16 protein-coding genes and 2 pseudogenes are annotated in these 22644 nt (G+C 65.9%); 2 read left to right on the forward strand and 16 right to left on the reverse strand.

The features are described from left to right. Nucleotides 1-342: 342 nt before the first annotated feature. From JMO03_RS14985 to JMO03_RS14995, 3 genes and pseudogenes are all read right to left on the reverse strand, one after another. Nucleotides 343-1143, reverse strand: a pseudogene (locus tag JMO03_RS14985) (ribonuclease H-like domain-containing protein); the annotation flags it as partial. A gap of 431 nt (nucleotides 1144-1574) precedes the next feature. Beyond that, nucleotides 1575-3917, reverse strand: a pseudogene (locus JMO03_RS14990) (DEAD/DEAH box helicase); the annotation flags it as partial. A 513-nt stretch (nucleotides 3918-4430) separates the two neighbouring features. After that, complete coding sequence (locus tag JMO03_RS14995) at nucleotides 4431-5300, reverse strand: SDR family oxidoreductase (RefSeq protein WP_202844555.1); 870 nt, start codon at nucleotides 5298-5300, stop codon at nucleotides 4431-4433. A gap of 97 nt (nucleotides 5301-5397) precedes the next feature. Between JMO03_RS14995 and JMO03_RS15000 the strand changes: the two genes are divergently transcribed. Beyond that, entirely contained in the window at nucleotides 5398-6288 is an 891-nt protein-coding gene (locus JMO03_RS15000; RefSeq protein ID WP_202844556.1) for a LysR family transcriptional regulator, read from the forward strand. A 170-nt stretch (nucleotides 6289-6458) separates the two neighbouring features. Here JMO03_RS15000 and JMO03_RS15005 read toward each other — a convergent pair whose 3' ends face one another. From JMO03_RS15005 to JMO03_RS15045, 10 genes are all read right to left on the reverse strand, one after another. Continuing rightward, complete coding sequence (locus JMO03_RS15005) at nucleotides 6459-6755, reverse strand: type II toxin-antitoxin system RelE/ParE family toxin (protein WP_202844557.1); 297 nt, start codon at nucleotides 6753-6755, stop codon at nucleotides 6459-6461. Beyond that, on the reverse strand, nucleotides 6756-7040 hold the full coding sequence (locus tag JMO03_RS15010; RefSeq protein WP_202844558.1) for a type II toxin -antitoxin system TacA 1-like antitoxin: 285 nt from the start codon (nucleotides 7038-7040) through the stop codon (nucleotides 6756-6758). Between the two features lie 174 nt (nucleotides 7041-7214). Beyond that, the gene (locus JMO03_RS15015; protein ID WP_202844559.1) at nucleotides 7215-7925 is read right to left on the reverse strand and encodes an XAC0095 family protein; all 711 of its coding nucleotides are present in this window, start codon (nucleotides 7923-7925) and stop codon (nucleotides 7215-7217) included. 360 nt (nucleotides 7926-8285) lie between these two features. Then, entirely contained in the window at nucleotides 8286-8486 is a 201-nt protein-coding gene (locus tag JMO03_RS21205) for a hypothetical protein (RefSeq protein ID WP_238346225.1), read from the reverse strand. Between the two features lie 44 nt (nucleotides 8487-8530). Beyond that, nucleotides 8531-8731 carry a hypothetical protein gene (locus JMO03_RS21210; protein ID WP_238346226.1) on the reverse strand — a complete coding sequence of 67 codons (201 nt, stop codon included), beginning with the start codon at nucleotides 8729-8731 and terminating at the stop codon, nucleotides 8531-8533. A gap of 394 nt (nucleotides 8732-9125) precedes the next feature. Further along, the gene (locus JMO03_RS15025) at nucleotides 9126-10187 is read right to left on the reverse strand and encodes a DUF4238 domain-containing protein (RefSeq protein ID WP_202844560.1); all 1062 of its coding nucleotides are present in this window, start codon (nucleotides 10185-10187) and stop codon (nucleotides 9126-9128) included. Between the two features lie 9 nt (nucleotides 10188-10196). Then, nucleotides 10197-13451 carry a class I SAM-dependent methyltransferase gene (locus JMO03_RS15030; RefSeq protein WP_202844561.1) on the reverse strand — a complete coding sequence of 1085 codons (3255 nt, stop codon included), beginning with the start codon at nucleotides 13449-13451 and terminating at the stop codon, nucleotides 10197-10199. Beyond that, entirely contained in the window at nucleotides 13448-15514 is a 2067-nt protein-coding gene (locus tag JMO03_RS15035; RefSeq protein ID WP_202844562.1) for an N-6 DNA methylase, read from the reverse strand. Before JMO03_RS15035 ends, JMO03_RS15030 begins: the two co-directional genes overlap by 4 nt. After that, nucleotides 15511-17301, reverse strand: coding sequence for a DNA methyltransferase (locus JMO03_RS15040; RefSeq protein ID WP_202844563.1), 1791 nt, complete (start codon nucleotides 17299-17301; stop codon nucleotides 15511-15513). Before JMO03_RS15040 ends, JMO03_RS15035 begins: the two co-directional genes overlap by 4 nt. 195 nt (nucleotides 17302-17496) lie before the next feature. Next, nucleotides 17497-18411: an AraC family transcriptional regulator gene (locus JMO03_RS15045; protein ID WP_202844564.1), complete on the reverse strand. Its 915-nt coding sequence runs from the start codon at nucleotides 18409-18411 to the stop codon at nucleotides 17497-17499. 89 nt (nucleotides 18412-18500) lie between these two features. Between JMO03_RS15045 and JMO03_RS15050 the strand changes: the two genes are divergently transcribed. Then, entirely contained in the window at nucleotides 18501-19046 is a 546-nt protein-coding gene (locus tag JMO03_RS15050; RefSeq protein ID WP_202844565.1) for a carboxymuconolactone decarboxylase family protein, read from the forward strand. Between the two features lie 357 nt (nucleotides 19047-19403). Here the strand turns inward: JMO03_RS15050 and JMO03_RS15055 are convergent, their stop codons facing one another. From JMO03_RS15055 to JMO03_RS15065, 3 genes are all read right to left on the reverse strand, one after another. Then, nucleotides 19404-20702 (reverse strand): type II toxin-antitoxin system HipA family toxin, encoded by a 1299-nt coding sequence (locus JMO03_RS15055; RefSeq protein ID WP_202844566.1) that lies wholly within the window; start codon nucleotides 20700-20702, stop codon nucleotides 19404-19406. Beyond that, nucleotides 20699-21025 carry a helix-turn-helix transcriptional regulator gene (locus JMO03_RS15060; RefSeq protein ID WP_202844567.1) on the reverse strand — a complete coding sequence of 109 codons (327 nt, stop codon included), beginning with the start codon at nucleotides 21023-21025 and terminating at the stop codon, nucleotides 20699-20701. Before JMO03_RS15060 ends, JMO03_RS15055 begins: the two co-directional genes overlap by 4 nt. Before the next feature lie 90 nt (nucleotides 21026-21115). After that, on the reverse strand, nucleotides 21116-22408 hold the full coding sequence (locus JMO03_RS15065) for an adenylosuccinate synthase (RefSeq protein WP_202844568.1): 1293 nt from the start codon (nucleotides 22406-22408) through the stop codon (nucleotides 21116-21118). Between the last annotated feature and the right edge of the window lie 236 nt (nucleotides 22409-22644).

Genomic DNA, 22644 nt, shown 5'->3' on the forward strand with positions numbered 1-22644 from the left:
GACCCGACGCGGCAGGTCCCACGCGACGGCAGTCGCGGCCATGGGCCGCTCCTACAGGGCATCGGACGACGTCGGCGGCGGGGAATGGACCGGAGAGACCCAAGCCGGGGAATGCTGTGCTCCAGCGATCTTCTTCGGCCAGCCAAGCGGCCAAGCGCGCTGCCGTACCGCCTTCCTCGCCGACAAGGCCGACATGGACGACCCCACCCCAGCCGCGGGTCTCGCATCCTTTAGGAGCGGCCCATGGCCGCGACCGGGCGCGGACCCGACGCGGCAGGTCCCACGCGACGGCAGTCGCGGCCATGGGCCGCTCCTACAGGGCATCGGGGCGACGCCGGCGTGTCACACCGGCCGGGCCAACAGCTGCGCCTGCGCATGGAAATGCACCAGCAGTCCGGACAGGCTGCGCAGGTCCTGGGCGTTGTGGTCGCCTACCCGTCGCAGCTTGTCGGCGCTGCCGCCGCGCAGATAGTTCAACCACGCCGCGGGCGCTTCCGATCCGGGCAGGTCGTCTTCGCGCACCACGCCGAGCAGTTGCCGCTCCACCGTGGCCAGGCGGCAGTTCTCCCAGACGCCGCGGTAGTGCCGGCGGACGGGGTGCAGCAGGTCGATGTGGTCGCGCCCGAACACCGGATCCGCGAGCCGCGCCAGGGTGTAGCGCGTGCTCAGCAGCGGGCGGTCGTAGCACTTGCCGTTGTAGGACAACAGCACGGTGCGCGGCTCCAGCCAGCGCGCGAACTCCTGCAGCATCGCCTGCTCGGCGCCCATCGTGGTCATCAGCAACTGGCGGATGCGCAGGCCGCCGTCGCGCCAGTCGCCGGCGCCGATCATGAAGGCGCGCGTGCCGGTGCCGCCCGCGAGGCCGGTGGTCTCGGTGTCGAAGGCGAGGATGCGGTGGGTCTCGATCCCGTCGTGATCGAACGCGGTGAGTTTGAGCGCCGTCAGGTCCAGGCGCTCGGGCAGGCGTTCGAAGGGCACCCACTTCTCGATGTAGCGCAGGCCCGGCGCGAGTTCGATGCCCTCCAGGCTGCGGTCGAAACTGCGCATCGGCGGTAGCGCGCGCGGGCGCAGGCCGAGCAGCTTGCGCAGCTGCGCCACCTGCTCACCGGTGGTCTTCGCGCGCGATGCAGCGGAGGGCGCCACCTGATCGTCAACGGTCTTGCCGGCAGGAGCAGCGGGCAGCGACAACTTGTCACTGGACGTCTTCCCGCGAAGCGCACCGGGCAGCGCTACCTGATCGCCGGTCCTCTTCCCGCGCGAGACAGCAGGCCGCAACAGCTGATCGTCCGTTTTCTTCTCGCGCGGCGCGTAGTGCGGCGCCACCTCATCGCGGGTGGCCTTCCCGTGCGGCGCAGCGGGCAGTGCCACCTGCCCGCCGGCCGTCTTCCCGCATGTGGCAGCGTGCAGCGCCGTTTGCCCATCGGTCGTCTTCGCGCATGGCGCGGCGGGCGGCACCGCCCATCCGACGGTGGTCTTCTCGCGCGGTGACGCGTGCGGCCCAGCGGGCGTGTCCACGGGGCGCGTCGCCGCGCCGGCCTGTTGCCGGAGCCCGGCCAGACGTTTGGCCAGTGCGCTCAAGCAACGTCTCCGAGCAGTTCGAGCACCTGCATACCCGCCGCCTTGACCGACTTGCCCGCCGCTTCGCTGCTGGCCAGGATCGGCCCCACGCACGCGGGACACCCGTGCGCACACGGGCACGAGCGGATCAGGTCCAGCGCCTGCCGGCGCAGATCCTCGCGGCGCTCGAACAGCGGCAGCGACAGCCCCACCCCGCCCGGATAGTTGTCGTAGAGAAACAGCGTGGGCGTGAACCCGCGCGCGGTTTCCACCATCGCCTCGCCACTGTCGCCCGAACGGATCTGCCCGCGGCCGGCCTGGTCCGCAGTCGCGAACCACGCGCCGTCGCCGCTGCCCACCGCCTTCTGCAGGTCGCGCCCCTCGGCCATCACGCAGACCATCGCCACCAGGTGCAGCGCATACGCCGCCGACAGGAAACCATCGAGCGCATCCTGCCGGCTGTCGAAACTCGCATCGAGCACCCGCTGCGGCAGCTGCCACCAACACGCGGTGGTGTGCAGTTCCTGGTCGGGCAGGGTGACCGGCCCGTAGCCGATGTTCTCGTGGGTGTGGAAGCGGATCTTCTTGTAGCCCGACACCCGCCGCAGCACGTGCACCTCGCCGTGGTGCGCACTGCCCTGCCCGGCCGGCGCGCCGTCGGCTTCGTCGAGCACCTTGAGCTTGGTGTAGTCGATGGCGTCGGTGTAATAGTCCACGTGGGTCTGCTGCACGTAGGCCTTGCGCCCTTCCCAGTCCAGGCGTTCGACCTGGTAGGGCTCGGACTGCACCATGTGGATCGCGCCTTCGTACAGCGTGAGCGCCGCGGCCGAATAGTCGACCTCGGCGATGATGGTCTGGCGCCCGTTGGTGCGGTCGACCACCACGAAGTTGCCGTCGGCCACCGAGCGCAGGTTCACCGCCTGCGCCGGATAGCTGTCGGCGATCCATTCCCAGCGCTCGCCCTCCTGGTGCAGCACGCCGCTTTCCACCAGCACTTCGAGCCACGGGCCCGGATCCACCGGCCCGAACGCATCGCCTGCGAGGAACGGCAGCTCGAAGGCCGCACAGCGGATGTGGTCCATCAGGATCAGCGGCTGGTCGGGCTCGATGCGCGCCTGCTCGGGCGTGGCGCTGGCGAAGAACTCCGGATGGCGCACCACGTACTGGTCCAGCGGCAGGCTGCTGGCCACCAGCACGCCGATCGACGGCTGCTGGCGCCGGCCCGCGCGCCCGAAGCGCTGCCAGGTCTGCGCGATGGAACCGGGGTAACCGTTGAGCACCACCACGTCGAGGCTGCCGATGTCCACGCCGAGTTCGAGCGCGGAGGTGCTGACGATGCCGTCGATCCGGCCCGAGCGCATCTCCCGCTCAACCTCGCGCCGCTCGGTGGGCAGGTAGCCGCCGCGATAGGCGCGGATGCGTCGCGGCTTGCGCGGGTCGTGGTCGAACACTTCCTTGAGGTACTTGGTGAGCACCTCGACCATCAGCCGCGACTGGCAGAACACCATCGTCTTCAGGCCCGACTTGATCGCCATGCGCGCGATGCGGTTGGCCTGCGAACGGGCCGACGCGCGGATGCCCAGGTCCGCATTCACCACCGGCGGGTTCCACAGCAGGATGTGCTTGTCGCCGGTGGGCGCGCCGCTGTCGGTGATCGCCTCCACGGCATCCTCGATCAGCGCACTGGCGTGCTGCGCGGCGTTGCCGATCGTCGCCGAGCACAGCACGAACTGCGGCGTCACCCCGTAGAACGCGCACACGCGCTTGAGCCGGCGGATCACGTTGGCCACGTGCGAGCCGAACACGCCGCGGTAGGTGTGCACCTCGTCGATCACCACGTAGCGCAGGTTCTCGAAGAATCGGGCCCACTTGGTGTGGTGCGGAAGGATCGCCTGGTGGAGCATGTCGGGGTTGCTGACCACGATGTCGCCATTGAGCCGGATGGCCTGGCGCGCATCGCCCGGCGTGTCGCCATCGAAGGTCGCCGCGCGCAGCCCAAGCTGGCCTGCGGCATTGAGTTCCAGCAGCTCGGCCACCTGGTCCTGGGCCAGCGCCTTGGTGGGGAACAGGTACAGCGCCTTGGCCCCCTGCTCCAGCGCCGCGCTGACCACCGGCAGCGTGTAGCACAGCGACTTGCCCGACGCCGTGGGCGTGGCCACCACCACGTGCCGCCCCGCCCGCGCCGCCTCCCAGGCCTGCGCCTGGTGCGAATACAGCGAGCGGATGCCGCGCGCCTGCAGCGCCGCTTCGAGCGCGGGCGGCAGGTCGCGCGGCAGCGGCCGCAGGTCGGCCGCCTGACCCGGGATGGTGAACTGCCCGGTGACCCGGTCGGCATAGCGATCGGCCAGGCGACGCGCCAGCTGCCCACCGGACGGAACGGGCGCAGGCAGCGGCCTGGCGTGGAGGATGGCGTTCATGGGGCCTTTCCTGGTCGGGCGGGCCAGTGTTGTGGCGGCCAGTCTCACCAGGTGAGCCTGGCCGGTAAACGACCACCGGCGCACGTCCGCCCCCGTAGCCCGGATAAGCGCAGCGCATCCGGGACCTTCTCCCCATGGCGCGTCTCAGCGCTCCCATGACACCTTGCCCATCCCCCGGATGCGGCCTGCGGCCTTATCCGGGCTACGGCGCCTGGCCCGTGAACGACCACCACCGGCGCACGTCCGCCGCCGTAGCCCGGATAAGCGCAGCGCATCCGGGACCTTCTCCCCATGGCGCGTCCCAGCGCTTCCCATGACACGTTGCGCATGCCCCGGATGCGGCCTGCGGCCTTATCCGGGCTACGGCGCCTGGCCCGTGAACGACCGCCACCGACGCACGTCCGCAACCGTAACCCGGATAAGCGCAGCGCATCCGGGACCTGTGTGTACGGCAGCTCAGGCCGCGGCCGCGATCGCCGCCGCGAAGTCCCGATAGGCGTGCAGGGGACGGCCCAGCAATGTTTCCAGCCGAGCCACATCGCCCGCCTCGGGCCGCATGCCGTCGGTGAGGAAGCGCCCGGCCATCTGGCGCATGTCGTAGGCCATCCAGGCGGGCATGAACTGCCGCAGGTTCTGCTCGAACCCGGCGGTGTCGTCGCCGCCGTAGGCGATCGGGCGCTGCAGCACGTCGGACCACAGGCGCGCGACGTCCTCGCCGGTGAGGGTGTCCGGGCCGACGAGGTTGAGCCGCGTCAGCGCCGTGCCGTCTGCCGCGCGGTCGCGGGCCAGCAGTTCGAGTGCCGCGATCTCGGCGATGTCGCGCGTGTCGATCATCGCCAGCCCCTTGCCGCCGATCGGCATGGGATACACGCCGTGCTGCAGCACCACGTCCTTGATGGTGAGGTCGTTGTCGATGAAGTACGCCGGCCGCAGGATGGTGGCGTTGAAGCCCGACTGCTCGATCATCCGCTCCACGCCGTACTTGCCGGCGAAGTGCGGCACGTCGACGTAGCGGTCGCTGTGGATCACCGACAGGTAGACCAGCCGCTGCACGCCGGCCTCGCGCGCCACGTTGAGCGCGATCAGCGCCTGAGTGAATTCATCGGGCACCACGGCGTTGAGCAGGAACAGGGTGCGCACGCCGGCGAAGGCGCGGCGCAGGGCGTCGACATCCAGCAGGTCGCCCTGCACCACGTCCACGCCGTCGGGCAGATCGGCGGTGGCGGGAGTGCGGACGAGGGCGCGCACGTCGGCGCCGCGGTCGACGAGCTGCTGGACGACTTGGCGGCCGATCTGGCCGGTGGCGCCGGTGACGAGGATGGTCATGGGAAAGCTCCGTGTTGGTTGGGAGGCCCATGGTTGTCGGTTCGCTGACGGACCGATAGCCCATATACTTGGACCACCTGTCCCACTGGCGGAACACATGGATCTCCTGGCGCTGGCCGATTTCAACCTGGTGGCGCGCCACGGCGGCTTCGGCCGCGCGGCCCGGCTGGCGGACCGGCCCAAGGCCACCCTGTCGCGCCGGGTGTCGGAGCTGGAAGCCAGCCTCGGGGTGCGGCTGTTCGAGCGCGGCTCGCACGCGCTGAAGCTGACCCAGGAAGGCCGCGCCCTGTTCGAGCGCACCGAGGCGCTGCTGACCGAACTGGGCGAAGCCACCGCCGCCATCGCCTCCGGCGGCGACACACCGCGCGGCCGGCTGCGCGTCAGCGCCCCGCTGCTGTTCTCGCAGACCGCCCTGGGCACGCTGGCGGCCGAGTTCGCGCGGCGCCATCCGCAGGTGCAGCTGGAGATCACCACCGAAGACCGGCCGGTGGACATGGTGGAGGAAGGCGTCGACCTGGTGATCCGCGTGAACCCGCAGCGCGACGCGCAGCTGGTGGGCCGCGTGCTGCTGCGCGACCGCCTGGTGGCGGTGGCCGCCCCCACCCTGCCGCGCCCGGCGCAGGACACGCCGGTGCCCGCCGTGGTGCGCGTCGCCAGCCAGGACACGGCGTGGACGCTCGCGACCGGCACCGGCGAACAGCGCATCGCGATCGACCCGGTGCTGCGCTTGGCCTCGCTGATCATGATCCGCGACGCCGTGCGCACCGGCATCGGCGCCGCCCTGCTGCCGCTCTCGCTCGTGGCCGCCGACCTGCGCGCCGGCACCCTCGTGCACTGGGGCGACGGCCAGGGCCCGCCGATCGAACTCTGGGCCCTATACCCCTCCCGCCGCCTGCTGAGCGCGCGCGTCTCCGCCTTCCTGGAATTCCTGAAAGACGCCTTCCCCCAAGGCCACCCTGAAGAACTCGCCGCCTACGTCAAAGGCTGAGCATTCCGCGCGCCGATACTCTTGATGTCCCTTCTCCCGTTTGACGGGAGAAGGTGCCCCGAAGGGGCGGATGAGGGCGCTCTTCGCCGCGCCAACGAAGCACCCGAAACAGTAGAGACCCCACCAAAGCGGAGCCTCCCCAGCCTGGCGCCCGCCCCCTTGGCTCCAGACTACGGGCGTGCGTAGCCTCCCTCGCGTTGCGCACGGATCGCCAGCACAAGCGCGGTGTCGATCACCGCAAGAAAGCGATACAGCGCCACGTAGCCATGCGCATCGCGGCCGATCAGCAGCTCGCGCCTATCGTCACCTGCCGGGCGACCGATCAGCGGGTTGTCGGCAAGCACATCCAGTGCGCTGACGATCTCGTTCACGCGGTCGTCGGCCGCCTCGACCTCGTGCTGATGCAGGTGGTCGACGATCCTGTCGAAATCGTCGAGTACGCCGGGCGCCAGCCGGACGCGCGCCACCTATCGGGCCTGCTTCCTGGCCAACGGCCGCTTCGCGGGTTTGCCTGCGATTCGCTGCATCAGATACGTGCGAGCCTCTTCCCACGGGATGCTTTCACCCGACTCCAGGAACTGCGCATAGCGCTGGTCCGCGAGTGCGTGGAACTCGGCGCGCTGCTCGGCCAGCGCGGCCTTCTCGGCGATGGCTTCCAGGATGAAGTTGTGCGAAGTGGTGCCGGCCGCTTCCGCCGCCTGGGCGACGCGGGCTTTCAGGTCTTCGGGCAGGCGGATGGTGGTGGTGCTCATGGGGGCATCCGGTGTGCTGCGGTTCCGCACAGTAGCACAAACGTGCTACAGAGGCGCGCCCGTCGTCCGGTGTCCGGCCACCAAGCTCGACTTCGCATGCGAGCGATGCTGATCCCGGTGGTCGACAGGCATGCACGGTGCCAGCCCTTCGCGGCTGGCACCGCAGGAGCGCTTTCAATGCAGGGCGCGCGATTCCGGGTGCCGCGTCGACCCCGCCGGTCGCGGAAACATCGGGCGGCGGATCCGGGGGCCGTAGACGGCCTGCTCTTCGCCGATGCCGGTCCGACCGCGCGGCTGCCCCAACGCCTGCGCCTCCACCGCATCCAGGAGGGCGCGTACGGCTTCCATCCCGTCGAAGATCGCCTGCCCCACCAGCGGCACGGTGTCGCTGGCAAGGGCGGCGGCGTCGCCGTTCGCCACCATGTCGCCATGGGCCGAGATCGTCTGGACCAGGCGATCGAGCGTATCGAACTGGTCGCCGGTCATGCCGAACGCATAGCGCACCGAGTCCGCATCGGGACCCTCCGGCACATCATCATCGTCGCCATCGGCGTCTTCGTCCGCGGCGTCCGCGGTCTCCGCATCCATCGCGCCGGACGCGTGCGACGCTCTGACCGTCGCGCCCGCCTGCACCACCTTCGCCGGCCACGCCACCTCGTCCAGCACCCGCTGCACCTGCTCGGCCAGCAACTCCAGGCAGACCTCCAGGTCCGCCGGTTCGATCTCCGGCCCGCCGCCGTGCTCCTCCTCGTCCGAGCGCGGCTGCGCCAGTTGCGACAGGAACGCCATGTGGTTGCGCAGCTTCCGCAGCCGGAACTCGCTGTCCTCCGGCAGGAAATAGCCCGTACCGCCGGTACCGCCCGTTTCGTCGTCGTGCTTCGACATAGTAGCCTCCTCGTTCCATGAAGTGCCCGCCCACCGCAACGCGGCCGACGGGAAGTCGGGAGGCTAGAAACCGCACACAGCCGGCGGGCTTATTTCCCTTTCGGGTCTTGTATTCACCGCCCTCCCGACGCAGGCATCGCGTCGGTTGTGCCCGCAAAAAACACGCGGGCACAAAAAACCCACCGGTTTGTCGGAGGTGGGTACCGCTGTGTGCGGAGTTTCTAGGCTCCGTAGAACTAGCCTGCTACCAGAATCAGTCGGAGTCAAGCCTGCGCATCCGTATCAGCATCACGCTTTGCAGCAACAAAAAAGCCCCGCCAAAAGCGGGGCCACCACAGCCAATCGCGGACCCAGTCGCGATCAACCCGCAGGCACGGATTCCGGAGTCCCATCCACCCCCGCCGAACGCGGCGACCGGTTGAACCGCTGCGACAACAACCGCTTCAGCGCCTCCATCCCCTCCCCCTTCCCCGACACCTTCAGCACCGCATACCCCTCCAGCGCCCCGTTCATCAGGTCGCTGCCCAGCGCGATCTCCGCGCCCGACATGCGCTCGTGCATGCGCGTGAGCCGCTGCAGCCGCGGGCGCAGCGCATCGAGCGCGGCTAGGTCGCGCTGGAAGCCTTCCAGGCGAAGTTGCGCGGCAGCACGCCCGGGTTCTCGCCGAAGGCCACCGTGCTCTGGCGCACGAAGGCCTCGGACTTGGCGCCCATCTTGGTCAGCTCGCGGATCTGGTCCGGGCCCAGCGCGGCCATCCCGGCCAGCTCGGCTTCCACCGCCGCCAGGGCGGCATACAGGCGTCCCAACCGCTCGGACCGCATCCCTTGCGCGCAACCATTCGGCGGTTGCGCGCAAGTGAATCCGTGTTGCGCGCAACGCAGCAACAGTCGCGCGCGAGCGAAATTGACCTGCACGCAATCAAATCTGGACCGCACACCCACACTCGACGATCAATCGCAAGCCACGAAGGCTTGCGCGCAAGCGACATTCGTTTGCGCCCCACTGGATTCCAGTCGCGCGCAAGGCGCGGCGGCCCGACCCTGGTGCAAATCCGGCCGTGGAATGCGCCTGGACGGCTAAGAGCCGCAACGTATGCGACATCCACGTGCTGGGAAGCAGAGAAAGTGAACCTAACCCCGATCTTCCGGATTCCCTCCACCAACAAGCCAGGCTAGCAGAGGACTGCCGGGCGCAAGGGGGTTAACCACGCTCCTGTACCAGTGATCGAATGATGTCCTCCTCGGCCTCAATGGGGACTAAAGATCCGATGGCTTCCCGGAGGCCGTCCAGCGCGCCTTCTGTGTCGCGATCGCTGATGAAGAATTCGAGGGACAGCGACGCGCTCATGTGGTTAATGTCGGTCACGCCGAGACACGGAGGTGTATTCGGGAGGTGGCCGACAATGCAGCGTGTGGGTGAGACCGGAAGGAACACAGCCTCGATTACAACGTCACTGGAAATGGCGGCTAATATCAGCCTGGGCTTTCCGTCAGAGAACATCGCAACGGGTCCGCAATCGCCAAGGATGAAGAACTCGTCTGCATGGGCGTCGACTATGTCGAACGTTAAGTCGGTGGCCATACGGGTGGCACGCGTAGCCATGGCAGGGTCTTTGCCCAGCGCATTCAAGTACGCGTTGTTGGCCCAAGCGTCCGCTTCGGCGCGGGCCTTGGCCAGGAACACATAGGCCATTTGCCAAGCCTCGGCCACCAGATGAGCTTCATTGGTCGCGACGTGGGATTTCCATTGCGAACTGATAAAGCCGTAAGCCTTTGCCCGCTGCTCGCGATGCATATGGCCGAAACGCTTGTTGATCTCTTCGTTGATGAGGCGCTTCTGCGTCTTGGGGTCGGACAGGCTGGCCATGAGGTCGCGACGCAAACGCATGGGGTCAAGCAACTTCGCTCGCAGTGCTTCCAGGAGGGCGGGTAACAACCCGACCAGCGCCTCCCGCATGGACTTGGTGCGGAAGGCCAAAGCGCAGAGGAGAGTGGCCATGTCCGCGGGGGTAACGGCATCCCCTCGGTTGATGGCCTGCACGGTCTCGGCCAGTGCGTCCTCGCCACGGGTGATGGCGTCGTCCAGGCTGGTGTCGGTTGGATCGCCATAGAAGTCCAGCTCCTTTCCAAGCCCGCTGGTATTGGGGGTGAACTTGCCTCGGGTACGGTGATGGGCATGGACGTAGAACTCCTTGCCCTGTCGACGGTAGGCAAATGGGCGTTGGATCAGCTGGGGAAGGTAGTGGTGCTTGCGGCCGGACATGAGACGGGCTCAGTCAACGCAGTAGATTGCTTTGCAGGCGTTCTCGTATGCCTCCCATGAAGGCAGTGAGGCCAGAATTTCCTTGATTTTCTTCCTGCGGATGTGGAGTTTCGATTTGTTCGGATCCAGCAACTCCTTGACGCGATCGGAGTTGTTCAGCTTGAAGCCCTCCCAGTCGGCCATCAGGTTGTCGGTAGCGGCCACCACATCCAAGTGAGCTGGATTGGTCGGGTCGAAGGGTGGTGTGACCCCAAGTGGCAACTTGTGGATGTGGCGCTCCCCAAACTGGCCTACAGGCTGGAACTCTCGGATCACCTGGTTGATGGCGGTGCTGTTGAGCAATCCGGTGAGGTACACCGCCTCATCTTTGGTGGCCACCTCAGTCCAGTACAGTGTTTGATCGATCACGGTTTTGGCCTGAGGGCGGGCGGATGCCGGGGCGTACGCCGCGCAGACGTTTGATCCGCCCGCTCCCATGAAGACAAGCCATCCATCCCCCCATGCCTGGTTCGTCAATTTCTTCCTGTCTGTCTCAAGGCGATCAAAGTAGGTTTGCGGCGTCGCTGCGCCCCCTAGTGCGCCAAGAACACTCTTGAACGCGTTGTCGGTTGCTTGTCCTTTTACGGCGATCTCCGTGGGAGACAGGGGGCTCCACGAGCCTGTGCTTCTCGTGATCGGTAGTAGTCCCTTGGCGCCGGCACCAATTTCGAACGGGGTGAGATGATGAGACAGGAGAACGTCGAAGATCACTGAGTCGCTCAGCCCATTCACTGAGAGCGAGAAGGACTTGTGAGTCTTGGCGTCTGCCTTCAGATAACGCTCTCGAGAAGTCGTCAAAATAGGTGAAGCGTTCCATGAGCTGGCGCCCGCTTTGGCGAGCGAGTGAAATACCAGCGTTCGGGGCATCACATCGGCGCCCTGCCTGAAGTCTGCGGGCTTGAATAAGCCGCTGTTGTTGTCTCCCAGCGCCTTGTTCTCCGACCACGCAGTGCGACTGCCCCTGACGATCCTCTTGAAGGTGACCGCGTTCGCGCTGTCCTTGGTAAGGATCAGGCCGGGAATGTCTCCTGTTGAGGCGGGTTCCGCTTTGGAGCCAAACAGGACAACCGCCTCGTTCTTGAAAGTGCCCTTTTCGACACGCCAAAGACCGTCAACTCTCAGGCGGACGGGGCGCTTCGCCGTCGCATAGGACGCAGCCCTGAACGGGTTGTGGTGATGAGCGTTGGTGATGCTCGCCGGCACAACGCAGCCAACTGCAGCGCCCTCGACCAGGTATCGCTCCACTGCGTGAAGCAGGAAGATCGTTGCCATCTCGATATGGAGGTGGGAAGGGCCGGGTGGCCTGATTGAATAGTCGTCCGCCTTCTTCCTCAGGACGTCCGTATACGGGTTCTCTGCGATTTTGCTCAGGGCCAGCCAAGGTGGGTTGGACACGAGCCCGTTGAACTTCCCGCCAAGCAGGCCTGGGCGATAGCTGTTTCGCAGAACAAACGCCCAGATCCCATTGCGGCCGGCCCGCTGTAGCTGCTCGAGTGCAGTCAGAAGCGAGTCGGCGAATTGGCGGATGAGTTCCTTCTCATCCTGGGTCAGAGTGCGTCCTGAGGTGCTTTCGGCCTGATCCACCAGACTGTCGATCACGGCGGGTGTTATCCCCGAGGCGCTGCTCTTGGCGCTGGCCATAGCCACGGCATATCCCCTGTCGAGCAGGGTATCGAAGAGGGATTGTCTTTCCGGGCTTATCAGGAAGGCGGGCAGCGCAACTTCTTGGTCGTCCAGCAGCAATCCGTGGTGCGCCACTCCGCCGTCATCGATGACCTTAGTCAGCGGCGTCGCCGCAAACAGGGAGTCGGCGTGATAAACAGGAATGGATACGGGCCTTGCAGGGTCAAGCCAGTCCCTTGCGGCAAGAACCCAGCTCACTTTGGCGAGCATTACCGCCAGAGGGTCAATGTCGAAGCCGGTAATCGCCTCGGAAAGCCTGATTAAGGCTCCCGGAGAGTCAGCACTCTCGCCCTTAGATATCAGTCGGTCCTTCGCTTGTTTGACTGTCTCGACCACCATCGCGCCGGAGCCACAGCACATGTCTACCAGTCTGGGTTCCTGTCCTGCGGGCAGCTTGGTGAGCGTGTTCTGGACAAGCTTCTCGGCCAGCCACGAGGGCGTCCATTCCTGTCCAAGGAGTAATCGCTGCGACCGTCGTGCAAGCTGCGCCATCAGCGCGCCGAAAAGATCCTCAGCGGGCGGGGAGGCAAAGTCATAGGCCAGAAGGTCCTCTTGGATGGCCCGGGCGACGGGCAGGAGCGCCTGGACATGAGGGGGAGCGTTGAGCCAGCCGAAGTAGTCATACTCGACAAGGTTGGACAAGCCTTTGTTCTGAAAGAACGTGCCGTTGAGGATGGCCTCAAGCTCGTCGTCTTTGCTGGTAAGGGCCTTTCCGACGAGGATGTTTGCGCAGATGAGCTTGGCGAGCGTGAGGATGTACAGTTCCCCTGCATAGGTCTGGCGATCGAACCCGCCTGCCGCCGTGTCGCCCCCGAGGAAGGAGATGAAGTCACGCCACAGCTTCTCAATGAGCGCGGCGTAGGTGGGGTTGGCTGAGAACGCAGCGTCAACCAAGGATGAAACCGCCAACCAGTGAGGTTTGCTAAAGGCGCTGTCGAACCCCAAATCGTTCGCGAGCGTTTCAGCGTTGAGGCGTCGTGCGCCCAGCCTGCCGAGGTACTGCTCCAGGAATCGGCCTAGCGTCTTTGCCTCTGGGCTGCCCGCAGCAGAGAGATCGTACTGCTCGATTTCCTCTAGGGTGAGATGAGCCCTGCCGTACATGGCCGACCCGGGGACCGCGGAAAGGGGCTGGATCTCTGAGACACGATAGGCATGCCACCTCACTGTATCGGATAAAACGCCGACGATAAGTTCCTTTGGAACTCCCTTGTTCAGTAGGTCGGCGCAATAGTCATGCACCTGGCCAAGACCTTCCTTCAAGATCGTTGGATTGCCCAAATCCTTCTCATACTCGATGGCCGTAGCCCCGACCAACGCGTCGACAAAGCCTCGCGACGCAGTGCCCTTCTTGTGGAACGCAGAACTCGTTTCGGCGCGGCTGGCGTGGTCCTTCACCCACCACGGCATGTCAGGAAACATGCGGGAGAGATGAGTGGAGAGATTGTGTCTCAACGGGCTTTCCTTCTCGCCCTTCGAGATCATCTTGACTGCTTCTGTCAGGAACTCGCGAGCAGGTTCCTCTTCGAACCGCGTCTGTGTCATTTTGCTCTCCCCTTGTTCTTGTGCTTTTCCCGTTTCGTCCGCCCGACCAAAGCCAGTGTTCTTAGTGCTGCCACGTCATCTTCGACAGCGGCACGCCCCAGCGCCGCAGAAGCAACCGCCACATCAATCTCGTACAGGGTGGCTTGAGCCTTTCCTTCCGCTTTTGCGCGCACCAGGGCTTTACCAAGGCGAGTGAGGCAGGAAATGGTCTCTGGGTTCAAAGGAGGAACAGGGAGCCGCCTGAGGTGAGCGGCTTCAACCTTCAACGCACCTCCGCCCATTACGGACGCCGAGTATTCAAGAGCTGCGGCAGTCCAAGCGGAGTTGAGCAAGGCAAGCAGTGCGTGCTTGCTAATGCCTTTCCCTTCGCTCCAAAGCGTCGCAAAGTTCGCGTCGACGATGCACTTCCTGTCAACATTCAGCCATGCCTTGGGGCTTCCGCTGTTGATCCGCGGAATGAACAGGTCCGGTCGATGTCGCTGTGCAAAGTCCGGCAGCATGTACCAGAAGCGAGGCGGAACACCTGCTTCCGGCCGTCCCTTTCGGATGTTGGGCTTGACTGCCGATAGCTCCCATATCCGTTTGAGGCTGCCTTCGTCTCCGAATGGCATGCCCCCAGCTTTCCTGACTACCTTGGCAAGATCGTACGGCATGGCCTCATATGACGAGGCAAACTGCTTGCCCGCGGCCTGGAGATCCTCGGGGAGTGCATAGCGGCGAAGATCCAGGACCCTGCCCGGCGTGGTTGCCGGAGTTGCGGTGTATCCCTCCGGTAGGTCGGCTTGCTTGCGCAGAGCAGTGATGGCGATGTCCGGGGGCGCCGTACAGCGAAGACCAGGGTGCAACCTCTCGAAGCTCAGAGAACCGTCTTCGGATGCTTCCGAATAGAAGAAGCTGTTGGCACCCGTGCGCAAGCCTTGACCGGCGCTTACGCCCAATGCCGATAGCGAGGCGGGGCGACCTGCGGACGCGGAGCGATCCAGCCATGCTTCAAGTTCATGGGGGATGACGGGGCCGGTATCGACAGGGGTCTCATTGAGTGAGGAAAGCCATTTCTGCCTCACGCAGGCGCCCTGCAGATTGGTTGCCACTCGCGTCAGGGGAACATGGTAGGCCCTGAGCATGTCGTCTTCATGCTTGGTGCCAGAGTTAAGCCAATGGCGTGCGTCTTTGGCGAAGTGCTTTTCAGGATCACGCTGGCCCTGCCTTAGACGCGAGCACGGTCCGCTCGGGCCGGAGGCATTGCCGGATACCGCAATCCTCAGAAAGGACTTATCCTTCGGAAAGCTAAACACGCCCTCTCTTCGGGGGATGCGCTTGGCGACGAGCAACGTTGTCTTGACCTGCGCATCGGCGAACCACGCTGCGTGTTCGTCCTCGACGATGTACTCAATGTCGAACCAGCGCAGCAGCATGTAGTGGACGACGGTCGCGTAGTCCCTGCTGAGCCATGACTCCGGCACGACCAAAGCAAGACGACCACCTGGGGCAACCAGACCAGCGCACAGGATCCACGAGGGGACGGCGAGATCTGCCAGCCCGGAGTAGCTGTGCGCCAGCTTTGTAAACAAGGCCTTGTCTGTGTCATCCAAGGCCGGCAACAGGCCAAAGGCGGCAATGAGGCCGTTTCTGACCTCCAGAGCGCTTGGCAGCGCGTAGTCTTTACCTGTCCCCTTGGAGGTGCTCTGGTAGCGAACGTAGGGCGGATTGGCAATCACGAGATCCCACTGCAAGCGAGGCAGCTTTCCAAGCACCTTCGGATCGAACGCATTGCCAAGAATCACCCTCGCGCCGGGTAGTCGTTGCTCACACATTTCCAGCGCCACGGGGTCAATTTCAATAGCTCCCATGGCCTTGGTATTCACGCCAAGCTCGGCGCACGCGACAAGCAGGTCGCCGCTCCCACTCATCGGATCCAGGACGGAGGTCTTCTTGTTTGCTCCGCCCAGGGCGGCGAGTAGGCGACCGAGACTGGTCCCAGTAAAGTACTGGCCGAGCCGCTTGCGGCGTTCGGCCTCGCCGGAGAACCCCTCGGTAATGGCTAGCTTGCTTCCCGGGCTCACGCCTTACCCCCATTCGCCTTCTCGGCTAGACCGTAGAACTCTCTCGCGTCCATGTTGATGGGCACCCCCATTTCAAGGCAGCGACCGACGAAGCGGGAGTAGAGCATCTGCGGATCTTCCTTTCCCGCCTCCGAGACAATGTGTTCGGCGACCTGCCGGCATGTCTTTCGGGATGAAGCCTTTGTGGCCTTGGTGAGTAGGAGGAGCGGGTCGCCTTTTACGGAAACCGTGGAAACCACTTGCTTGAAGCTGGCTTGGATCTTGTCCAGGATGCTGGCAGCGGCCACCGTAAAGCCGGCCTGGCTATACGCCGCAACGAGCGCGCGCCAAATCTCCGAATGTGCGGAGTGGAAGACCACGGTTGCGGTGCCGTCGGACTTGAGAACCCTGGCCATCTCACCAAAGACGTTGCCCATCATTCGCTCGTAGGCGTCAACGCCCTTTTTCTGTGCGTCGCTGACGATGATCTCCTTGGACCTGTCCGTCGTCTCGCCCAACCATATTTCGTTGATCTGGTTCAACTCGGCATAGGGGATGTAGTCGCCGAAGGGTGGATCAGTGAAGACGTAGTCCACGGAGGCGTCAGGCAGGCCCATTCGCTCGCTGGTTCTGTTGAACACCCGAACGCGGCTGTTGCTAGCATGAACCAAAGCGAACGCATCCCTGAAGGACTTGGCCTTCCTGGCAATGCCTTCGATGACGTTCTTCTCCACGGGAAGACCGCTGATGTAGAGGACGCCACTTTGCGCTCCGGTGAGAACGAGGTCGTTCTGCCCCTTCTTTAGGACGACCCGGCTCATCAGGGTCGAGTGGGATGAGTTATAGCTCAGTATTAGCAGGCGCAATGCGTCCCGCACGTTCTTTGGAAACTTCCCAGCGAGCTCCCACAAGGTCGCTACCGCAAGAAAGTTCCTGCGGGTGTAGAAGTGGTGGAGTCGCTTGATGCCGCGGTGGTAGCCCGCCCTGTGGAGGTCGCCCCATACGATTTCCGCGTCAGGTGCCGACTCCGGCACGTCAGCCCTCTTGGCCGCAGCAGCCGTCTTTTGGTCTTCTTGGGTAGGCGGTCGCTGCCATTTCGTTTTGCCAGTCTGGCCATAGACGCGGACAAGGACGCGCTTCCGAGTCTCATGGCGCCTGCCGAAAGCATCCCTGACGGTCTCGAAAGCGCGTTCGCACGCTTCAATTCGGTGGGTCTTCTTGCAGCTGCGGCAGACGAACGACTCTGACATCGAAAGCGGCTTGCGTCGTACCGCTGCTTCCCAATAGGAAGTCTCTTCGCCACAGCTCGGGCAAATGCGAACGTCCGACCAAATTGCATGTCGGAGACTCCCTTCATTCCCCAGCGGGTCCATTGCAGCATAGAGCCAACCAATCTTCTCCTTGGCCTGCCGACATAGCTCATCAACTGCCCTCGAGAAGACCGCGGGGTCTGGGGGGGCACACAACGTCCTTGCGACAAACGAGCCGAGCTTTCCGATCTCGAACAGGTGTGCATTTCTCGGGCCCCACTCAGGGGTGACCCCCATGTCCTGGGCCATCTTGCGCATGCCCGCGGTCGGTCGGTCACAAAGCATGGCCGCCAGGCCCGTCGTGCCGCTCCCACCGAAAGCGTCGAGCACCGTGGCGCCGGGCTTGGTGTGCGTTGCAATGAAGACCGCAATGGCCTCAGGTGAGATCTTCGTGGGGTAGGAGAAGGCGTTGTACAGCGGGCCAGTTCTCGCCGACGGCAGCGGCGCCTTGTAAAGGCTCTTGACTGCTTCCGAAGGGCGCTTGTTGCTCTTCTTCATTGAATCCACTTCGCCTTCTTCGAAAGATCTTGTTCTTGGTGAGGTTGAAAGACATGACCAACAAACACGCCCAGGAACGAAGGCGCGCGAGTGTCTTCTTGTTGGACTGTGGTCCGGGGAAAGGGCCGATATGGCAACAAAGGCCAGTCGCGGCGGCTGAGACGACTGATGGCGCACATGCAGGCGGGGCACGGATCAGTCATTGGGGTACCTCCGGCAGAACTCCGTATTGTCGCTGCACCAACGCCGCGGCGACACGCCGTAGCGCTGTCGGAAAGATTTCGACAGTACCCCCGCCCTCGCAAATCCCAGCTCGTGCGCCACCTGCTTCACCGCCCTGCCCTCGCGCAGGCGGGTGGCGGCCAGGCCCAGGCGCCAGTCGAGCACGTAGGCGGCGGGCGTGGTGCCCACGGCGTGCTTGAACGCGGCGGCGAAGGCGCTGCGCGACATGCCGGCCTGCGCGGCCAGGCGTTCGAGCGGCCAGGGCTCGCCGGGGCACGCGTGCAGGGCGCTGAGCGCCTTGGCCAGCTGCGGGTGCGACAGGCCGGCGAGCGTGCCGTGGTGCACGCCGGACTGCGCCGGGTGGTCCAGCGCCCAGCGCAGCACCTGCACCAGCAGCACCTCGAACAGGCGGCCGGCGAGCAGGCGCGAGCCGCAGCGCACGCGGTCGGCTTCGGCGAACAGCAGGTCGAGCGTGGGGCGCAGGCCCTCCACCGCGGCCAGCGGCACGGCCAACAGGGCGGGCAGCGACTGGACGATGGGGTTGCGCTCGCCGCCGTCGAAATCGAGCGTGGCGCAGGTGAAGTCCGGGCCGTCCACCGGGGCGTTGCGGAACACGTGGTGCACCGGGCGCGGGAACAGCAGCAGGGTGGGCTCGGCGAGCGCGGTGCGCACCAGGCCGTGGTCGCCCTGGTGCTCGACCTCCATCGTGCCCCGGCGCAGCACGTGCAGGAAGGCGCGCCCGGGGGCGGCGTCGAACACGTGCAGGCCGCATAGCGGGCCGGTGTGGAACAGCTGGGCGCGGACGTGGAAGCGGTCGAGGATGGGGGCGAGGCGGTCGACCGGGGTGGGCTCGGGGGCGTCTGGTTTGGACGAATCGGCAGGTTTCATGGACGGATCGCACCCTTGCGTCCAGAACGGGGGCCTAGTCTAGCCGCAGCCGCCACTTCCGGCGGCGTCCAACCCAAGGAGCCCATGCCATGTCCCGTATCCCCCTCGTGAACCCCGCCGACACCACCGTCGAGCGCCAGGCCATCCTGTCCGAGATCCACGCCGCCTTCGGCGCCACCCCGAACATGTTCCGCGCGGTGGCCAATTCGCCCGCCGCGCTGAAGTCGATGTGGGGCGCGTTCGGCGCGTTGGGCGGCGGCGCCCTGCCCGCGCGGCTGGGCGAGCAGGTGGCGGTGGCCATCGCCAACCGCAACGCCTGCGAGTACTGCCTGGCCGCGCATACGGTGCTGGGGCGCAAGGCTGGTGCGAGTGCGCAGGAGATGAGTGAGGCGCAGGACGGGCGTTCGGACGACCCGAAGACGGCGGCGGCGCTGCGCTTTGCGCTGGCGGTGGTGGAGCGGCGCGGGCAGGTGGAGGCGTCCGAGGTGGAGGCGCTGCGGGCGGCGGGGTTCGACGATGGCGAGGTGGTCGAGCTGCTGGCGCATGTGGCGCTGAACCTGTTCACCAATTGCGTGAATGTGGCGCTGGGGGTGCCGGTGGATTTTCCGGGGGCGCGGTTGCGGGCGGCGGCTTGAGCGCTGCGCCTGCCGGATGCGGGGCATTTCCTTCCGACGTTCGGTGGGGCGCACCGAAGGCGCGGATACATCGTTGCTGCGGCCTGCCCTCACCCCAGCCCTCTCCCGTAAAACGGGAGAGGGGGCAAGAGCTGAGGCGCGGAAGGATTCTGGCTGCGGCCTGCCCTCACGCCAGCCCTCTCCCGTGAAACGGGAGAGGGGGCTAAAGCAGGTGGGGCGCGCCGGAGGCGCGGAAGGATCCTGGCTGCGGCCTGCCCTCACCCCAACCCTCTCCCGTGAAACGGGAGCGGGAGCCAGGGGCTGCTGGTGCGGGCGCTGGAAAGGCGACCCTTCAGATTCCGGGTTTCGCCGACGCGCCTAGAACCGCAGCCGGTGGACGGCCCCGATCTGCGTGGCCTGGCGTTCGTCGACGCCCGCGTCGCGGGCGAATCCCGGCCACTGGGCCACCGTTGCGAGCACTTCCTCCAGCAGCTTCCCGTCTCGCCCGCGCTTCAGGCCCGCGACCGCCGCGCAGGCCCTGAAGTCCTCGCGCGTGAAACCGTCCCGCTTGCCGTTGAGGGTCATCTGGTGGGTCGCGGTCCAGGCGCCGTCGGGGTTGTAGCTGTAGCTGACATCGAACGCGGGGGCCAGCGACCAGCGGCCCTCCATGTCCATCAGGAAGGCGATGTTCTTGACGTGGTCGTCCTGGTTGCGTGCCACCACGTTGAACAGCATGCGGCGGAACTGCTGCTCGATCGCCGCCATCGGCAGGCCGAGCTGGCGGATCACCAGGAAGGCCTGTTCGTAGGAATAGGCCCCGGGCAGGTTGTAGTCGAAGTGCGCCAGCGCACCGAGCGACTGCATGTGCAGCTTCATGCCGTCGTCGAGGCGATCGAAGCGCCGGGTCATGAAGTGGCGGCGTCCGTTCTCTTCCAGCAGCCGGCATTCGCTCATGTCGATCCCGGCCGCCTTCGCCATCAGCGCGTAGGCGAATTCGATGGCGCCGTAACCGAGCGGATCCAGCAGTTCCTTGTCCTTGTTGCCCGACACGCCGTCGAACTTCAACAGCCAGTGGCTGAACCCCGGATCGGCAGGCACCTGCCCCGAGCGCACCTCGTTGGTTTCCGGATTCCAGGCGATCAGCGCCTTGGCGCGCGCGCCACCGGCCGAGGTGCCCACGCGCAGGATGTCCTGCAGGGCCTTCTGGCGGGACGGGCGTTCCAGGCTGGCCGTCAGGCCTCGGCGGTGGGTCAGGATGTCGGAGGCCAGCGACACCAGCGCGGCCACGTCCAGCGCGCTGGCCTTGCGCGCGCGTGGGCCGTGCACGGGCTTGAACTCGAGCGCGCCCATGCCGCGCGCGCCGGTGTAGCAGAGGCGCTCGACGGCGTTGAAGTCCCGGGGCGAGCGCCCCTGCGTCGCCAGCCACTGGTCGATGAGCGCGTTGCCGAAGCGATCGGGCAGCGAATCGGCCAGCAGCCCGGGCAGACCGTGGAAGGTCCGGGGCGCCAGTTCCGGAAAGGTGTAGATGCGGGGCCGCAGCGGCATGTGCAGCGGCGACAGTTCGATGCCGCTGGCCAGGAACTCCGGCACATATTCGAACGCGGCCGCTGCGGCGCCTTCTTCCAGGGAGACGGCGCCGATGGTACGGCCCCAGAGCTGGACTTCGGCGACGGTCATGGCTCCCAGACCCAGCGCTTGGGCCTGCCATCGTCCGGCGCCTCGTCCTCCGGTGGACCGGACGCACGCTTGCGGGTCTGCCGCTGCTGCCTCAGCTGCGCGACGGGGCTTGCCACCGGGTCGGGCAGCAGCCGTTCCAGCCTGTCCTCCAGCCCCAGCACGCGGCACACGCGCAGGAAGCTGGTCAGCTGGCTGGACGTGGCCCCTGCCTCCAGGCGTTCCACCGTCCGCTTGGAAACGCCGGCCTGTTCAGCCACCTCCGCCTGGGTCAGGTTCAAGGCGAGGCGCAGCTGTGCCAACCGGTCGCCCAGTTGGCGGAGCATGGCGGATTCCGATAGATAAGTGCTCACAATTCGCCAAATATGGCGAACAAAAGCAAAATCGTCAACTAATTCGCCATTTATGGCGAATTGTCATGCGAATGGATCCTGCAGCACGATGGTGTGGTCGCGATCCGGGCCGGTGCTGACGATCGCCAGCGGGCAGCCGGCCAGTTCCTCCAGCGCGCGCAGGTAGGCGCGGGCGGCGGGGGGCAGCTTGTCCCAGTCGGTGATGCCGTGGGTGTTCTCGTCCCAGCCGGGGAATTCGAGGTACACGGGCGTGCACTCGTCCCAGCCCTGGGCGTCGAGCGGCGCGTACTCGGTGCGCTTGCCGCGGTATTCGTAGGCGATGCACATCTTCAGCGACTTCATGCCGTCGAGCACGTCGAGCTTGGTGATGCACAGGCCGCTGATGCCGTTGATGGCCACGGCGCGCTTGAGCGCGACGATGTCGATCCAGCCGCAGCGGCGCGGGCGGCCGGTGGTGGCGCCGAATTCCTGGCCCTTGCTGCGGATCTCCTCGCCCACTGCGTCGTCGAGCTCGGTCGGGAACGGGCCGCCGCCCACGCGGGTGGCGTAGGCCTTGCAGATGCCCAGCACGTAGTCGATCGCGTCCGCGCCCACGCCGGTGCCGGCGAGCGCGCCGCCGACGGTGGTGTTGGAGCTGGTGACGTAGGGATAGGTGCCGTGGTCGATATCGAGCAATGAACCTTGGGCGCCTTCGAACAGCACCTTCTTGCCCTGCTTGCGCAGGTCGTGGAGGATGCCGGCCACGTCGGACTTCATCGGCTGCACGTAGTCGCCGAATTCCAGCGCCTCGTCGAGCATCTTCTGGTAGTCCACCGCTTCGGCGCCGAGGTACTTGGTGAGCACGAAGTTGTGGTAGTCGAGCGCGGTGCGCAGCAGTTCGGCCAACTGGTCGGGGTAGTGCAGGTCGGCCACGCGCACGCCGCGGCGCGCCACCTTGTCCTCGTACGCGGGGCCGATGCCGCGCCCGGTGGTGCCGATGGCCTTGCCGCCGGCGGCCTTCTCGCGCGCCTGGTCCAGGGCGATGTGGTACGGCATGATCAGGGGCGTGGCCGGGGAGATCTTCAGGCGCGAGCGCACCTCGACGCCGTTGGCCTCGAGCTCGTCGATCTCCTTGCGCAGCGCGGCGGGGCTGAGCACCACGCCGTTTCCGATCAGGCACAGCGCGTCGGCGCGCAGGATGCCGGAGGGGATCAGGTGCAGCACGGTCTTCTTGCCGCCGATGACCAGCGTGTGGCCGGCGTTGTGGCCGCCCTGGAAGCGCACGACCGCGCCGATCTCCTCGGTGAGCAGGTCGACGATCTTGCCCTTGCCTTCGTCGCCCCATTGCGCGCCGAGCACCACCACTGACTGACCCATTACCGCACTCCTGTTCTTTTTCGCCCTGAAGGGGGGCGACCCTGCCACGCGCTGCCGCGCGCGGTGTTCGGTCGAGCGCGCGCCAGTGGCGCGCAAGCGCTCGCCGAGCACCACCACCGACTGAGCCACTTCCGCATCGCCCCTGTAGGAGCGGCTTCAGCCGCGACCACGTCCGGATGCTCGCCCGTGCCGGACGACCGGGTCGCGCCTGAAGGCGCTCCTACGGGCGTCACGCT

Origin of the sequence: Luteimonas saliphila, from assembly GCF_016774335.1 — a bacterium.
GTDB lineage: Bacteria > Pseudomonadota > Gammaproteobacteria > Xanthomonadales > Xanthomonadaceae > Luteimonas > Luteimonas saliphila.

Excerpts from the sequence above, each read along its gene's own strand:
- JMO03_RS15010 (WP_202844558.1), bottom strand. The coding sequence starts at position 7,040 with ATGAGCACCACCACCATCCGCCTGCCCGAAGACCTGAAAGCCCGCGTC.
- JMO03_RS15045 (WP_202844564.1), bottom strand. The coding sequence starts at position 18,411 with ATGAAACCTGCCGATTCGTCCAAACCAGACGCCCCCGAGCCCACCCCG.
- JMO03_RS15050 (WP_202844565.1), top strand. The coding sequence starts at position 18,501 with ATGTCCCGTATCCCCCTCGTGAACCCCGCCGACACCACCGTCGAGCGC.
- JMO03_RS15060 (WP_202844567.1), bottom strand. The coding sequence starts at position 21,025 with ATGCTCCGCCAACTGGGCGACCGGTTGGCACAGCTGCGCCTCGCCTTG.
- JMO03_RS15065 (WP_202844568.1), bottom strand. The coding sequence starts at position 22,408 with ATGGGTCAGTCAGTGGTGGTGCTCGGCGCGCAATGGGGCGACGAAGGC.
- JMO03_RS14995 (WP_202844555.1), bottom strand. The coding sequence starts at position 5,300 with ATGACCATCCTCGTCACCGGCGCCACCGGCCAGATCGGCCGCCAAGTC.
- JMO03_RS15000 (WP_202844556.1), top strand. The coding sequence starts at position 5,398 with ATGGATCTCCTGGCGCTGGCCGATTTCAACCTGGTGGCGCGCCACGGC.
- JMO03_RS15030 (WP_202844561.1), bottom strand. The coding sequence starts at position 13,451 with ATGACACAGACGCGGTTCGAAGAGGAACCTGCTCGCGAGTTCCTGACA.
- JMO03_RS21205 (WP_238346225.1), bottom strand. The coding sequence starts at position 8,486 with ATGCACGAGCGCATGTCGGGCGCGGAGATCGCGCTGGGCAGCGACCTG.
- JMO03_RS15055 (WP_202844566.1), bottom strand. The coding sequence starts at position 20,702 with ATGACCGTCGCCGAAGTCCAGCTCTGGGGCCGTACCATCGGCGCCGTC.
- JMO03_RS15015 (WP_202844559.1), bottom strand. The coding sequence starts at position 7,925 with ATGTCGAAGCACGACGACGAAACGGGCGGTACCGGCGGTACGGGCTAT.
- JMO03_RS15040 (WP_202844563.1), bottom strand. The coding sequence starts at position 17,301 with ATGAAGAAGAGCAACAAGCGCCCTTCGGAAGCAGTCAAGAGCCTTTAC.
- JMO03_RS15025 (WP_202844560.1), bottom strand. The coding sequence starts at position 10,187 with ATGTCCGGCCGCAAGCACCACTACCTTCCCCAGCTGATCCAACGCCCA.